The 15,466-nt window shown below is 70.0% G+C and carries 11 protein-coding genes; 5 read left to right on the top strand and 6 right to left on the bottom strand.

From position 1 onward, the window contains the following. The first annotated feature begins 58 nt into the window (after positions 1-58). Positions 59-4,675 (top strand): glutamate synthase large subunit, encoded by a 4,617-nt coding sequence (gene gltB, locus I004_RS0111745; RefSeq protein ID WP_028435653.1) that lies wholly within the window; start codon positions 59-61, stop codon positions 4,673-4,675. Next, positions 4,668-6,128 (top strand): glutamate synthase subunit beta, encoded by a 1,461-nt coding sequence (locus I004_RS0111740; RefSeq protein WP_028435652.1) that lies wholly within the window; start codon positions 4,668-4,670, stop codon positions 6,126-6,128. The genes gltB and I004_RS0111740 overlap by 8 nt, the downstream gene beginning before the upstream one ends. 144 nt (positions 6,129-6,272) lie before the next feature. Here I004_RS0111740 and I004_RS0111735 read toward each other — a convergent pair whose 3' ends face one another. Continuing rightward, positions 6,273-8,285, bottom strand: a complete 2,013-nt coding sequence (locus tag I004_RS0111735; protein ID WP_158677030.1) for a tetratricopeptide repeat protein — start codon at positions 8,283-8,285, stop codon at positions 6,273-6,275. Between the two features lie 361 nt (positions 8,286-8,646). Here I004_RS0111735 and I004_RS0111730 point away from each other — a divergent pair, with 361 nt between their 5' ends. Both I004_RS0111730 and I004_RS0111725 read left to right on the top strand, forming a co-directional pair. After that, positions 8,647-9,138, top strand: a complete 492-nt coding sequence (locus I004_RS0111730; protein WP_028435650.1) for a hypothetical protein — start codon at positions 8,647-8,649, stop codon at positions 9,136-9,138. Positions 9,139-9,384: 246 nt separating this feature from the next. Further along, positions 9,385-10,266 carry a Scr1 family TA system antitoxin-like transcriptional regulator gene (locus I004_RS0111725; RefSeq protein WP_028435649.1) on the top strand — a complete coding sequence of 294 codons (882 nt, stop codon included), beginning with the start codon at positions 9,385-9,387 and terminating at the stop codon, positions 10,264-10,266. Positions 10,267-10,553: 287 nt separating this feature from the next. On the opposite strand, the gene I004_RS40255 is transcribed toward I004_RS0111725, so the two are convergent. The 3 genes from I004_RS40255 to I004_RS0111705 form a co-directional block, all read right to left on the bottom strand. Next, a complete protein-coding gene (locus I004_RS40255) occupies positions 10,554-10,742 on the bottom strand; it encodes a hypothetical protein (protein WP_486579934.1) in 189 nt (62 codons plus the stop codon). A 224-nt stretch (positions 10,743-10,966) separates the two neighbouring features. Next, positions 10,967-11,431, bottom strand: coding sequence for a PPOX class F420-dependent oxidoreductase (locus tag I004_RS0111710; protein WP_028435648.1), 465 nt, complete (start codon positions 11,429-11,431; stop codon positions 10,967-10,969). 178 nt (positions 11,432-11,609) lie between these two features. Beyond that, positions 11,610-12,536 carry a hypothetical protein gene (locus tag I004_RS0111705; RefSeq protein WP_028435647.1) on the bottom strand — a complete coding sequence of 309 codons (927 nt, stop codon included), beginning with the start codon at positions 12,534-12,536 and terminating at the stop codon, positions 11,610-11,612. 114 nt (positions 12,537-12,650) lie between these two features. Between I004_RS0111705 and I004_RS0111700 the strand changes: the two genes are divergently transcribed. After that, entirely contained in the window at positions 12,651-13,049 is a 399-nt protein-coding gene (locus tag I004_RS0111700) for a chorismate mutase (RefSeq protein ID WP_078511027.1), read from the top strand. Positions 13,050-13,130: 81 nt separating this feature from the next. Here I004_RS0111700 and pyk read toward each other — a convergent pair whose 3' ends face one another. After that, positions 13,131-14,567, bottom strand: a complete 1,437-nt coding sequence (gene pyk / locus I004_RS0111695; RefSeq protein WP_028435645.1) for a pyruvate kinase — start codon at positions 14,565-14,567, stop codon at positions 13,131-13,133. A gap of 164 nt (positions 14,568-14,731) precedes the next feature. After that, positions 14,732-15,451 (bottom strand): SIMPL domain-containing protein, encoded by a 720-nt coding sequence (locus I004_RS0111690; protein ID WP_028435644.1) that lies wholly within the window; start codon positions 15,449-15,451, stop codon positions 14,732-14,734. Between the last annotated feature and the right edge of the window lie 15 nt (positions 15,452-15,466).

Raw genomic sequence — 15,466 nt, 5'->3', positions numbered from 1 at the left:
GTGCCCCCAGGGAGGTGCCCCCCGGGGGAGCCCGGCCACGACGACGACGGGAGAGCCGATGCGTGCATCGTTTCAGGCGGCCCACCCTGCAAAGCAGGGCATGTACGACCCCCGGTACGAGCATGACGCCTGCGGGGTCGGCTTTGTGGCGACCCTGAGCGGTGAACCCAGCCACGATCTCGTGCAGCAGGGGCTGACCGTACTGCGCAACCTGGAGCACCGCGGCGCGACCGGAGCGGACCCGGAGACCGGCGACGGCGCCGGTCTGCTGCTGCAGGTCCCCGACGCCTTCCTCCGTGAGACGGTCGAATTCTCCCTGCCGGAGGCCGGCAGTTACGCCGTCGGCATCGCTTTCCTGCCCGCCGAAGAGGTCGAGGCCGCCGAGGCCGTCTCGCAGATCGAGACGCTGGCGTCCGAGGAGGGACTGGCAGTACTCGGCTGGCGCGACGTACCCGTGGCACCCGAACTGCTGGGCCCGGGCGCCCGCGAGAGCATGCCGTCCTTCCGCCAGCTGTTCGTGAAGGACGCCACGGCCGACAAGGACACCGGCGCCCCCCGTTCGGGCATCGTGCTGGACCGGCTCGCCTTCGTGCTGCGCAAGCGCGCCGAGCGCGAGGCCGGGGTCTACTTCCCCTCGCTCTCCGCCCGCACCGTCGTCTACAAGGGGATGCTCACCACCGGGCAGCTGGAGCCGTTCTTCCCCGACCTGTCCGACCGCCGCTTCACCAGCGCCATCGCGCTCGTGCACTCCCGCTTCTCCACCAACACCTTCCCGAGCTGGCCGCTGGCGCACCCGTACCGCTTCGTGGCGCACAACGGCGAGATCAACACGGTGCAGGGCAACCGGAACTGGATGCGTGCCCGCGAGTCCCAGCTGTCCTCGGAGCTGTTCGGACGCGGAGCCGAGGAAGGCGAGCAGGTACGGGCGCTGGAGCGGATCTTCCCCGTCAACACACCCGGCGCCTCCGACTCCGCCACCTTCGACGAGGTGCTCGAACTGCTGCACCTGGGCGGACGTTCGCTGCCGCACTCGGTGCTGATGATGGTGCCCGAGGCGTGGGAGAACCACGACTCGATGAGCCCCGCCCGCAGGGCCTTCTACCAGTACCACTCCACGATGATGGAGCCCTGGGACGGCCCCGCCTGCGTCACGTTCACCGACGGCACCCAGGTCGGCGCCGTCCTCGACCGCAACGGTCTGCGTCCCGGCCGCTACTGGGTCACCGACGACGGGCTCGTCGTCCTCGGCTCCGAGGTCGGTGTCCTCGACATCGACCCTTCGCGCGTCGTGCGCAAGGGCCGGCTCCAGCCCGGCCGCATGTTCCTCGTCGACACCGCCGAGCACCGCATCATCGAGGACGACGAGATCAAGGAGCAGCTCGCCTCCGAGCAGCCGTACGAGGAGTGGCTGGAGGCCGGTCTCATCGACCTGGCCGACCTGCCCGAGCGCGAGCACATCGTGCACACGCACGCCTCCGTCACCCGCCGCCAGCAGACCTTCGGCTACACCGAGGAGGAGCTGCGCGTCCTTCTCGCGCCGATGGCCAAGACCGCGGCGGAGCCGATCGGCTCGATGGGCACGGACTCGCCGATCGCCGCGCTCTCCGACCGTCCGCGGCTGATCTTCGACTACTTCACACAGCTGTTCGCGCAGGTCACCAACCCGCCGCTGGACGCCATCCGCGAGGAACTGGTCACCTCCCTGAACTCCTCGCTCGGTCCGCAGGGCAACCTGCTGGAGCCGAACGCAGCGTCCTGCCGCAGCGTGACCCTGCCCTTCCCGGTCATCGACAACGACGAGCTGGCCAAGCTCATACACATCAACGCCGACGGCGACCTGCCCGGCTTCAAGGCGACCACGCTCTCCGGTCTGTACCGCGTGCACGCGGGCGGCAGGGGCCTGGCCGACCGTCTCAGGGAGATCTGCGACGAGGCGGACGCCGCCATCGAGGCCGGTGCCCGCCTGATCGTCCTCTCCGACCGGCACTCCGACGCCGAGCACGCGCCGATCCCGTCGCTGCTGCTGACCTCTGCGGTGCACCACCACCTGATCCGCACCAAGCAGCGCACCCAGGTCGGCCTGCTCGTCGAGGCCGGCGACGTGCGCGAGGTGCACCACGTCGCGCTGCTCATCGGCTACGGCGCGGCCGCGGTCAACCCGTACCTGGCGATGGAGTCCGTCGAGGACCTGGTGCGGGCCGGTACCTTCCTGCCCGGCGACATGGACGCCGAGGAGGCCATCCGCAACCTGATCAAGGCGCTCGGCAAGGGAGTGCTGAAGGTGATGTCCAAGATGGGCATCTCCACCGTCGCCTCCTATCGCGGCGCCCAGGTCTTCGAGGCCGTCGGCCTCGACGAGTCGTTCGTCGACACCTACTTCCACGGCACCACGACGAAGATCGGCGGCGCCGACCTGGACGTCGTCGCCAAGGAGGTCGCCGCACGGCACGCCAAGGCCTACCCGGCCACCGGCATCGCACCGGCGCACCGGGCGCTGGACATCGGCGGCGAGTACCAGTGGCGCCGCGAGGGCGAGCCGCACCTGTTCGACCCGGACACGGTCTTCCGCCTCCAGCACTCCACGCGGGCACGCCGCTACGACATCTTCAAGCAGTACACGCAGCGCGTCGACGAGCAGTCGGAGCGCCTGATGACCCTGCGCGGGCTCTTCCAGCTCAAGGGCGATCGCCCCTCGATCCCCATCGAGGAGGTCGAGCCCGTCAGCGAGATCGTCAAGCGCTTCTCCACCGGAGCCATGTCCTACGGCTCGATCTCCCAGGAGGCGCACGAGACCCTCGCCATCGCCATGAACCAGCTGGGCGGCAAGTCCAACACCGGTGAGGGCGGCGAGGACGCGGTGCGCCTGTACGACCCGGCGCGCCGCTCGGCGATCAAGCAGGTCGCCTCGGGCCGCTTCGGCGTCACCAGCGAGTACCTCGTCAACTCGGACGACATCCAGATCAAGATGGCCCAGGGCGCCAAGCCCGGCGAGGGCGGCCAGCTGCCCGGCCCGAAGGTCTACCCGTGGATCGCCAAGACGCGGCACTCCACGCCGGGCGTCGGCCTCATCTCGCCGCCGCCGCACCACGACATCTACTCCATCGAGGACCTCGCACAGCTCATCCACGACCTGAAGAACGCCAACCCCCAGGCCCGTATCCACGTCAAGCTCGTCTCCGAGGTCGGCGTCGGAACGGTCGCCGCGGGTGTCTCCAAGGCGCACGCCGACGTGGTGCTCATCTCCGGGCACGACGGCGGTACGGGCGCCTCCCCGCTCACGTCCCTCAAGCACGCGGGCGGGCCCTGGGAGCTGGGTCTGGCCGAAACGCAGCAGACGCTGCTGCTCAACGGGCTGCGCGACCGCATCGTCGTACAGACCGACGGACAGTTGAAGACCGGGCGTGACGTGGTCGTCGCCGCGCTCCTCGGCGCCGAGGAATTCGGCTTCGCCACCGCGCCGCTGGTCGTCTCCGGCTGCGTGATGATGCGGGTGTGCCACCTGGACACCTGCCCGGTGGGCATCGCCACACAGAACCCGGTGCTGCGCGAGCGGTACAACGGCAAGGCCGAATTCGTCGTGAACTACTTCCAGTTCATCGCCGAGGAGGTCCGCGAGCTCCTCGCCGAGCTGGGCTTCCGGACCCTCGACGAGGCCATCGGGCACGCCGAACTCCTCGACGTCTCCCGCGCCGTCGACCACTGGAAGGCCCAGGGCCTGGACCTGGAGCCGCTGCTGCACATCCCCGACCTGCCCGACGGCGCGGTGCGCCACCAGGTCGTCGAGCAGGACCACGGCCTCGCCAAGGCCCTCGACGTGGAGCTGATCAAGCTGTCCGCCGATGCGCTGTCCGCCGACTCCGCGCAGGAGGCGCAGCCCGTGCGCGGCCGCATCGCGATCCGCAACATCAACCGGACCGTCGGCACGATGCTCGGACACGAGGTGACGAAGAAGTTCGGCGGCGCCGGACTGCCCGACGACACCATCGACCTCACCTTCACCGGTTCCGCCGGCCAGTCCTTCGGCGCCTTCCTGCCGCGTGGCGTCACGCTGCGCCTGGAGGGCGACGCCAACGACTATGTCGGCAAGGGGCTTTCGGGAGGCCGGATCGTCGTGCGGCCGGAACGTGGCGCCGACCATCTCGCCGAGTTCTCCACCATCGCCGGTAACACCCTCGCCTACGGGGCGACGGGCGGCGAGATGTTCCTGCGCGGGCGCGTGGGCGAGCGCTTCTGCGTCCGCAACTCCGGTGCGCTCGTCGTCTCCGAGGGCGTGGGCGACCACGGCTGCGAGTACATGACGGGCGGCGCGGCCGTCGTACTGGGGGAGACGGGACGCAACTTCGGCGCCGGCATGTCGGGTGGCATCGCCTACGTCATCGACCTCGACCCGGACAACGTCAACGCGGGCCTGCGGGATGCCGTGTTCGGGCACGAGGACCTCGACGACGTCGACAGGAAGTGGCTGCACGACGCCGTGCGCCGCCACCACGAGGAGACCGGCTCGACCGTCGCCGAGGCCCTGCTGGCCGACTGGGACACGGCGATCACGCGCTTCGGCAAGGTCATCCCCGCCACGTACCAGGCAGTGCTCGCCGCCAAGGACGCCGCCGAGCGAGCCGGACTCAGCGAGTCCGAGACCTACGAGAAGATGATGGAGGCGGCGACCAATGGCTGACCCCAAGGGCTTCCTGCACACCGACCGTGAGGTCGCGCAGTCACGTCCCGTCGAGGAGCGGGTCAAGGACTGGAACGAGGTGTACGTTCCGGGTTCGCTGCTGCCCATCGTCAGCAAGCAGGCAGGGCGCTGCATGGACTGCGGCATCCCCTTCTGTCACCAGGGCTGCCCGCTCGGCAACCTGATCCCGGAGTGGAACGACTACGCCTACCGCGAGGACTGGAGCGCCGCCAGCGAGCGGCTCCACGCGACGAACAACTTCCCCGAGTTCACGGGGCGGCTGTGTCCCGCTCCGTGCGAGTCGGCGTGCGTGCTGGGCATCAACCAGCCGCCGGTGACCATCAAGAACGTCGAGGTCACCATCATCGACAAGGCGTGGGACAACGGGCACGTCACCCCACAGCCGCCGGAGCGGCTCTCGGGCAAGACCGTCGCCGTCATCGGCTCCGGTCCCGCAGGGCTCGCGGCGGCGCAGCAGCTGACGCGAGCCGGCCACACCGTCGTCGTCTACGAGCGTGCCGACCGGCTCGGCGGGCTGCTGCGCTACGGCATCCCCGAGTTCAAGATGGAGAAGCGGCACATCAACCGCCGCGTCGAGCAGATGCGCGCGGAGGGCACCAAGTTCCGCACCGAGGTGGAGATCGGCCGCGACCTCGACGCGAAAAAGCTGCGCAAGCGGCACGACGCGGTCGTCATCGCTGCGGGAGCCACCACTGCCCGCGACCTGCCGGTTCCCGGACGTGAACTGAACGGCATCCACCAGGCGATGGAGTACCTGCCGCTGTCCAACAAGGTGCAGGAGGGCGACCTCACGGTCTCCCCTATCAGCGCCGAGGGCAAGCACGTCGTCGTCATCGGCGGCGGCGACACCGGCGCCGACTGCGTCGGTACGGCACACCGGCAGGGTGCGGCCTCCGTCACTCAGCTGGAGATCATGCCCAAGCCGGGTGAGGAGCGGGCACCGCACCAGCCGTGGCCGACCTTCCCGATGCTCTACAAGGTCAGCTCCGCGCACGAAGAGGGCGGCGAGCGGGTCTACTCCGTCAGCACCACCCACTTCGAGGGCGACGAGGACGGCAACGTCCAGTGGCTGCACCTGATCGAGGTGGAGATGAAGGACGGCAAGATGGAGCAGAAGGCCGGCACCGAGCAGACGATCCCGGCCCAACTGGTCACCCTCGCCATGGGATTCACCGGCGTGGACCGCGAGAACGGCCTGGTGGAGCAGTTCGGCGTCGCGCTGGACGAGCGCGGCAACGTCGCGCGCGACGGCAACTACGCCACCAGCGTCGACGGTGTCTTCGTCGCGGGCGACGCAGGCCGCGGCCAGTCCCTCATCGTCTGGGCGATCGCCGAGGGCCGCTCGGCGGCCAAGGGAGTCGACCGCTTCCTCATGGGCGCGAGTGCACTTCCCTCGCCCATCGGGCCCAACGACCGCGCCATGGCGGTCTGACGCCCGGCCCGAAGCCGCCCGAGACGCAACAGCACCCATGCGGCCGCGGTGCCCGCTCCTCCCGACCGGGGCGGGCACCGCGGTGTGCGGGTACCAAGGCGCCATGGTGGGCGAGGCCGCGGCCGGGTGCGGGAGGCACGCGGCTCACTCCCCGGAGGCGGCAGCGTCGAGGTCCGTGCCCCGCTCCGTGCCCAACTCCGCCAGGAGTTCGGTGACTTCATCGGCGTACTGCGGCATGTCGGCTCGCTCGTAGGCGCCGCGCGCCGCCTCCCAGCGGGCACGGGCCCTCTCCGGCCGTCCCATCGCCACAGCCACTCTGCCGAGGTGGTGCTGCGTACGGGCCTGGCCCGCCGCATTGCCCAGCTCTCCGTATATCTCCAGGGCCCCCTCGTAACGGGACACCGCCGTCTCGAAGTCGCCCAGCCGGTGCGCGGTGTCGCCGTGGTTGTGCAGGGTGTGCGCCACGGACGCCCGGTCGCCGAGCTCTTCGAAGAGGGCGAGAGCGGCCGTGTAGTACTCCTCGGCCGCCCGGTAGTGCCCGTCCCGCCGGGTGACCGTGCCCAGGCTGTGCAGTGTGCGCGCTTCGCCCTCGCGTATGCCGAGCCTGCGGTACAGGGCCAGCGCCTCCAGGAACGTGTACTGCGCGAATTCGTGGTTCTGCATGTGCTTGAGCAGGTCGCCCTTGTTGTAGAGCGCCTCCGCGTACTGCTCGTCGTCCGCCACGCACTGGGCGAAACCGATGGCCATCTCGCACGCTTCGAGTCCCGACTGCCAGTCCTGGCGCCGTCGGAGGAACCAGGTCACGTGGTGTGCCAGGGGCAGCGCCACACCGTAGTGTCCGTGGCCGTGGGCGAGATACAGGGCCCGCTGGAGGTTCGGAAGCTCCACGTTCAGCCAGTTCTCCACGTCCTCCGCGCGCTCCCGCATCCGTGCGGCGGCCACGATCCGCTCCACGGAATCCCCGGCCGAATCGCGGTAGTGAGCCAGCAGCCGCCCGACGGCGCCCTCGACGAGTTCCTCCTCGTCCTCCTCCTTCAGGCGGCGCGCGGCAAACAGCTGCAGCAGGTCGTGGAGCCGGACCCAGCCTCGGGGCCTTCCGGGTTCGATCATGTGCGCCTCGCGCAGCTCCGCCAGCAGCCTCCGCGTCCTCGGCAGGGACAGACCGGCGAGGGACGCGGCGGCTCCGACGCTGACCTGCTGGCCGATGTTGAGGGACAGCAGCCGGAACATCCGGGCCGCTTCGGCGCCGAGCCGTGCGTAGGAGAGCTCGAAGGAGGCCGTGACGGTGGCGCCGGCCCCGTACGACAATTCCTCGAGGCGACGGGCGTCGTCGAGGAGGGTGCCGTTCAGTTCACCGAGCGACAGCTCCGGATCGCCGGCCAGCAGCGACAACGCGACGGTCAGCGCCAGCGGGAGATGCCCGCACAGCGCCGCCAGGTCCCGTACCCCGCCGGGATCCTCCGGTGCGCGTGTGTCGCCGGGGCGTCGCATGCGCAGCGTGCGGACCACCAGGGCGTCGGCCTCCTCGGGCGTCAGCACGTCGACGTCCACGATGCGCGAACCCGGCAGATCACCGAGCGTGTGGCGGCTGGTGACCAGGACGCGGTGCGGAGCATGTCCCGGCAGGAGCGGGCGGACCTGCTCGGACGAGGACGCGTTGTCGAGGACGATCAGGACGCCGCGCTGCCGGGCTGCAAGGTCGGCGAGCATCGAGCGGTAGAGGGCCAGCCGCCCGTCGAACGCCGGGGGGAAGTGCTCGTCCGGAACGCCGAGCGCGCTCAGGAAGCTCGCGACGACGGCTTCGGTCGGCACCAGCCGGTCCTCGTCGTAGCCCTGGAAGTCGACGAAGAGGACGCCTCCCGGGAACCAGTCGGCGGCCACGGCGTCGTGTGCTGCCTTGAGCGCGAGTGCCGTCTTCCCCACGCCCGCCGTGCCGGTGAGCGTCGAGACCGTCGTCGGGGAATCGCCGGTCTGCGGCCGCAGCGCGTGAGCCAGCGTCCGCAGGGCCTCGTGCCTGCCGCTGAACTCCGGCGGCGCCGGCGACAGCCCTGACATCGCCGTCGGCGGCCGGGACGCCAGGTGCACACTCCCGGCGTGCCCTGCCTGGACGACCGGCCCGGTGACTCTGCCGCTCAATTCGTTCGACGACTGGCTCACGCGGACCCTTCTACGCGGCGGGCCGGTACGGCGGCCGGAGCGGGCCGGTGCAGGCGGTGGGCCGGGCTGGTGCGGGGAGGGAGGCTCCCGGTGGGAGGTGCGGCCAACTCCGGTGCTCAGCCGCAAGGTTCATGTCGTGTCTACCGAGCCGTCGGTCATCTGTCCACTGCAACCCGTGCTTCCCGGCCGGGGCGGGAACGCCCGTCGGGGCGCCCTGGCCGGTGCCGGTCCCGTGGATCCGGCGACTGACCCGGGAACCCGTGACCTGCCTGATCCCGTGCGGGAGCGGTTGATCGAGCCGGGGCTGGAACCTCTCGCGCACCTGATCCGTCAGAGCGGTGAAGCAGGAGGTAGATCGAAGATGCGACACAGCACGACAGGCACCACCCGACGCAAGGCCGCGCTCGTCCTGGCCCCGGCGATGGTCGCCGTGGCCCTCACGGCGACCGCGTGCGGCGGCAGCGAGCAGACCGTCAGCAGCGAGGCCCCGAAGAAGCAGACCCGCTTCGAGAAGCGCGCGACTGAGATCGAACAGAGCTGGCCGAAGGTGGAGAAGACCAAGGGCAGGCACCTGGACATGCTGCCGATCGAGGCCGCTCAGCCGCCGGTCAAGGGCAAGAACGACTCCCTGACCGTGACCGTGGGTCACGGTGGCTGCGAGACGAAGTACGGCGCGCGCGTGCACGAGACCACGAAACTCGTGATCGTCTCGGGCTGGTCGAAGAAGGACAAGAAGGCCGACTTCTGCACCAAGCAGATCGTGACCGACAAGACGAAGGTCGAGCTGAAGAGCGCATTGGGCAAGCGCGCCGTCGTCGACGCGGCGACGGGGAAGATGCTGATGACAGGCTGACACATCGGTCAGGAGGCCGCGGTAAGCGGAACGCGTCGCGCGGATCCTGACGACCGGACGCCGGTGGCTCCCGGCGGGCAGGCCCCGCTCCACTTCCACGTGGTGCGGGGCCTGCCGTGTGCGCGGACAGCTCTGATAGCTTCGTGCGACCTCGTCCTTTTCTTCCATCACCATCACAACTACGCGGCGGCCAGCGGAACTTGAGGCTCGTGTTCTCCGTGGCCCGTCGTGGACAGGAGCCTGTGCGTGAGCGAGGCACTGCCGAGTGGCCAGAGTGCGCCCACGGTGCTGCGTATCGTCCTCGGAAAGCGACTGAAGGAGCTGCGGGAGAGCAGGAACGCCCAACTCGAGGACGCGGGCAAGGCCCTCGGCGTCAGCCACCTGACCATCCGCCGCATCGAGAACGCGCAAGTAAGCCTGAAACTCCCCTACGTGAGGGAGCTGCTGCGGTTCTACGAGGTCTCCGACGAGGAGGCCCGTGACTTCACGGACATGGCGGAGCGGGCGAACGAGCCCGGCTGGTGGCACAACTACAAGACCGCGCTGCCTGACTGGTTCCGGGCGTACGTCTCGCTGGAGACGGCAGCCGAGGTCATCCGCGTCTACGAACCGCACTACATGACGGGCCTGTTGCAGACCCGCGACTACGCGCGGGCCGTCATACGTGCCGGCTTCCCGTACGAGCCGGCCGACGCCCTGGAGCACCGCGTGGACCTTCGTCTGCGCAGGCAGGAGCTGTTGGAGAGGGAGAACGCCCCCACGCTGTGGGTCGTCCTGGAGGAGGCCGCGCTGCGGCGTGAGGTCGGCGGCCCCGAGGTGATGCGTGCGCAGATCGACCGTGTGATGCAGGCGGTCGAGGATCCCCGCATTACCCTGCGCATCCTTCCGCTGGCCGCGGGGGCGCACTCCGGTGCGAGCGGCCACATCACGTACTTCCGTTTCCAGGAACGGGAGTTGCAGGACATCGTCTACACGGAGGTCGGCCTGACCAGCGCCGTGTATCTGGACCAGCGGCCGGACGTCGTGGCCCATCTGGAGGCCTACACGCGCATCTCCCGCCTCGCTGCCGAACTGCTTCCGGACCCGCGGACGTATCTGGACCAGCTGCGCAAGGACTTCAAGCGCTGACCGGCTCCTGCGAGATGCCCGGCCGGTGCACGGACGGCAGCTCACTGCCGGTCGGCAGTGACCGAGGTCCTCCTGGATCGGACCGAGATCGTCCTGGACGGGCCGGAGATGATCACGCCCGGTCCGGCACCGATGCGCGTCGTCGGCGGCCCGGCGGACTCTCCGCGGTCACGGTCACCGGCGCGGAAGCCTTGATCCACGCGGACGCGGGAAGCAGGCTCTGACGGGCTGCGGCGGCCCGGTCCTCACGGGGCCGGGCGATGATGCCCGGCCCCGTGACGGCGTCCTCAGTCGATGCCGCGCCAGATGTTCGGTTCGAAGCTGGTCTCTTCCTCGTCCTCGACGCCCGCCAGCAGCCACAGTGGCGCCTCGAGCCCCACTCCCGTGGGCAGAGGCAGCTCGCTCCCGATTGTCATCGTGCGATCACTCAGCGACCGTGACGGGGTTGCTGTGGCCATGGGCACTGTCGTGGTCATCTCTGCGTCAACTCCCCTGTAAGACTCGGGCGCAGCGGTATCGGGCACAGTCGGCCCCAGGATGCAACCGCCTCCCGTGAGGCCCCCGCACTTTCGATGATGACCCGCGTGAGCGCACCTCGCAGCCTGACGGAACAGACCGGCACGGGGTGCCGAAGCACGCCGGGCGCAAAGACGCACGGTCACCCTCCGCATACGCCCTGGCAGGACGCCGGGAAGAGCGCTCAGTCCGCCAGCCGCGCCGGGAAGCCTCCCGTCGCAATCGGCCCCCAGTGCCGCGGGGTGACACGGATCAGGGACTTGCCCTGCTTGAGCATCGCGGCTCGGTACTCGTCCCAGTCGGGGTGCTCGCCCGAGATGTTGCGGAAGTACTCGACGAGCGGTTCCACCGAGTCCGGGGTGTCGATGACCTCGGCGTCGCCGTCGATCTGCACCCACGGGCCGTTCCACTCGTCGGAGAGCACGAGGACGCTCACGCGCGGATCGCGGCGCGCGTTGACGGTCTTTGCCCGCTCGGGATAGGTCGAGACGACGATCCGGCCCGAGTCGTCCACGCCGCACGTCAGCGGTGACGCCTGGGGGGCGCCGTCGGCGCGGCGGGTGATCAGCAGGGCGCGGTGGCGCGGGCGTACGAAGTCGAGCAGTCCGTCCAGCTCGACACGGGTGTTGGTGGCGATCGAAGGGCTCATACCGTGAACGTACGTCATGGGACCGCGCCTGCGCGCCGGGCGTGCAGCAAGCGGTTGCCCCGCTCGGCTCCCGTACGGCGCCGGCGGGCGTACCCGGGCCTCAACTGCCCTTTCCTGGGCGGCAGTCGAGTGCAGCCACGGCGGACGACGGATGGCGCCGGGAAGGCAGCGCCGGACCTCAGGTGTCGCAGTCGAGCACCGAGCGGCACAGCCCGCACCGCGCCCGCATCTTCCCGCGTACGGGCACGCGGATGCGCTGCTGGCACGTCGGGCAGGGGAAGGAGACCCGCAGCGGCGAGCGGCTCTCGAAGGTGTACGAGTAGGCGTCCGCGTCGGGCGGGTACGGAGTGCTCCGCGGGTGGCCCAGCGCGTAGCGGCGGTCCCGTGTGTAGCGGCGCCGTCCCGCCCAGCCGGAGGTCGCCAGCGGCGGCCGCGTCTCGTCGGACCGGGCCAGGCCGCTGCCGCTGAGATACGCCTCGTACGCCTGCGGGCTGGTGAACCACACCTCGGGGCCCTCGCCGAAGACGGCGGCCCTCTTCGCCAGGACGTAGCCGAACTCCTCCGGCGTGAGATAGCCCAGCTTCTGCGAGGAGAGCTGGTCCTGCCGGAAAGCGTCCAGAAGCAGCCAGCCCGCTCCGAGATAGGTGGTGGCGGTGTCGGTGAGGATCTCGTTGTCCCGCGTGCCGTGGAAGGCGAGCCCGAGGCGGTGCAGATACACATGCATCACCTCGTGGGCGAGGGCCGCCCCGATGTCGCGGCGGTGCTGCTTGAAGCGGGCGTTCAGCTCGATGAAGTACTCGGGGCCCGTGGCGAGTTCGACGTGCGCCGCGTGTTCCATCTCGCGGAAGCTGACGATCATGCGGGCGTCCGGCAGCCGGAACTGCTGCACCATGACGCGGGCCACGCGCTGCACGCCGGTGTAGAGGTCCTCGGAGTCGGAGAAGGCCACGTCGCTCGGGGGCACGCTCGTGTCGAAGATCCGCAAGGTGTCCCACGAGAGGCGCTTGTAGAGCGCGGTGATCGAGGCGCGCACGGTCGACAGATGCGGGAACCCCCGCTCGACAGGGTCCGCGGCAGGCCCCGTCGGCGCGCCCTGTGCCGTCATCGACAACACCCCCGGAGTTTTCTCGGTCACTGTCACTGTACGGGCGCGGGCCCGTCCGCGAGGTCGGCATAGGGTCGTAGCAGGCCACCATCCCCGCGACCTGGAACGGCAGGCATGGCGAAGATCCACGGCGAGACCAGCGGCACCGGCACGGGCTCCGGCGGTAGCCCCGGAAGCGGCACGGACTCAGGAACCGGCTCCGGCGATGACACCACCGCAGGCGTCGACGAGTCGGTGCGTGCCGAGCTGATCGAGCTCCGCGACAGCATCGACAACATCGACGCGGCGGTGGTGCACATGCTCGCCGAGCGCTTCAAGTGCACACAGCGAGTCGGCCGACTCAAGGCCGACCACGATCTGCCCCCCGCCGATCCCGCCCGCGAGGCCCGGCAGATCGCGCGGCTGAGGGAGCTGGCCGTCTCGGCGAAGCTCGACCCGGCGTTCGCGGAGAAGCTGCTCAACTTCGTCATCGCCGAGGTGATCCGCCACCACGAGACGATCGCCCGCGCCTGAACCGGACGCGGACGGGCGCCGCGGGCGTCCGTCCGCGCGCCCAAGGCCCCAGCCCGTCGCGGCTGACCGCGATGCCCGAAATCAGCGCTTGGGAGTGTCGTCCTCGCCGATGTGGTGGACGCGGACGAGGTTCGTGGACCCGGGAACGCCGGGCGGTGATCCCGCGGTGATGACGACGAGGTCGCCCTCCTGGCAGCGGCCCAGCTTCAGCAGCAGCTCGTCGACCTGATCGACCATCTCGTCCGTGGTCTGCACCGCCGGGCCGGTGAACGCCTCGACACCCCACGTCAGGCTGAGCTGCGCCGCCGTGGAGGGGTCCGGCGTGAAGGCCAGCACGGGGACCGGTGAGCGGTAGCGGGACAGGCGGCGCACGGTGTCCCCGGACTGCGTGAAGGCCACCAAATACTTCGCGCCGAGGAAGTCGCCCATCTCGGCCGCGGCCCGCGCGACCGCACCGCCCTGTGTACGCGGCTTGCTGTGCTGCGTCAGCGGCGGCAGCCCCTTGGCCAGCTCCTCCTCCTCGGCCGCCTCGACGATGCGTCCCATCGTCCTGACCGTCTCGGAGACGTGCTTGCCGACGCTCGTCTCGCCGGAGAGCATCACGGCGTCCGTCCCGTCCATGACGGCGTTCGCGACGTCCGAGACCTCCGCGCGCGTCGGCCGTGAGGCGTCGATCATCGAATCCAGCATCTGCGTGGCCACGATGACGGGCTTCGCGTTCCGCCGGCACAGCTTGATCGCGCGCTTCTGCACCAGCGGCACGGACTCCAGAGGCATCTCGACGCCCAGGTCACCGCGGGCAACCATCACCCCGTCGAAGGCGTCGACGACCGACTCCAGGTTCGTCACGCCCTGTGGCTTCTCCAGTTTCGCGATCACGGGGAGGTACCGGCCCTCCTCGGCCATGATCCGGTGGACCTCCTTCACGTCGTCGCCGCTGCGCACGAAGGAGAGAGCGATGACGTCGGCGCCGGTTCGCAGCGCCCAGCGCAGGTCCTCCACGTCCTTCTCGGACAGGGCCGGCACCGAGACGGCGACCCCCGGGAGGTTGAGGCCCTTGTGGTCGGAGACCATGCCGCCCTCGACGACGACGGTCCGCACGACGGGACCCTCGACGCCGGTCACCTCCAGCGTGACCCGGCCGTCGTCCACGAGGATGCGCTCGCCGCTGGAGACGTCCGCGGCCAGGCCGGAGTAGGTGGTGCCGCAGCGGGAGCGGTCACCCTCGACCTCCTCGACGGTGATGGAGAATTCGTCGCCGCGTTCAAGCAGTACCGGCCCCTCGCGGAAGCACCCGAGGCGGATCTTCGGGCCTTGAAGATCAGCGAGGACTCCGACGGCGCGGCCGGCCTCCTCGGCGGCCTTGCGCACCCGGTGGTAACGCTCTTCGTGCTCGGCGTGCGAGCCATGGCTCATGTTGAACCTGGCCACGTCCATTCCGGCGTCGACGAGCGTCTTGATCTGCTCGTACGAGTTGCTGGCGGGGCCAAGTGTGCAGACGATCCTTGCGCGGCGCATGCCATGAGCCTACGACTTACCCACAGGTAGAGACCTGCTCGCGGCGGATTCGTCAACGTCCTTGACCGAAGCGGACATTGACAACTTCTAAAGTGAGAGCGTGGCCGCTCCGATGAGCGGCTTCAGGTCCTCACCGGGACCGCGGTCGCCCGTTGCTCAGAAACTCACAGCGTCGGCCTGCTCATCGCGAACCGGGCATTGACCTGAGCCTGCACCCGCTGCCGCTGAGGCTCCAGGTCCAGCGTCGGAGCCGCCTCCGCGGACGGCGCGCCACGGTAGCCCGCGGCACGCGCCCCGAGCGGCGGAGGCGAGGGCGCACCACTGTTCTCCGCGCCGAGATCGGCCAGCTCCAGCAGCGCCACCAGCTCCGCGTCCAGCGCCGCCGCGTACTCCCGTGCCCGGGTCACCGCCTCCCGCACCGCCTGCTGACGGGCCTCACGGTGTGCGGGGGAGTCCTCACGCAACGACCACCACGGCCCCTCCACCCGCGTCATCTCCAGGTCGGCGAGGCGCGTGGTCATCTCGCCCAGTGCCGTGAAATCGCCGACGGTGGCCGTGATCTGCACGCGGCCGTTGTAGGTGCGCACCTTCTCCCGGCGGCCCTTTTCGGTCAGTTCCGGCGTGACCGAGAAGGTGCCGGTGGCGAGCTTCTCCACGGCCTCCCCGTACCCCTTGACCAGCTCCAGCACCTCGGAGTTCCGACGCGTGAGCGACGCCAGGGCCTCCCGCCGGTCGGTGCCGCGGGCGCTGACCGTCACCGTGATGCGGGCGACCTCGGGGTCGAACTCGAGGGTCGCCTCGCCGCGTACGGCGACCCGCGGCTCCTCGGGCGTGCCGTACGGGAGGGGGCCCGAAGCTGCGGAGTGACCGGGTGTGTTCGTCATGCGGTCACTCTCGCA

The organism is Streptomyces sp. TAA486 (assembly GCF_000426165.1).
The sequence above is the reverse complement of the archived record's forward strand: the minus strand, read 5'-3'. Positions and strand labels throughout refer to the sequence as shown.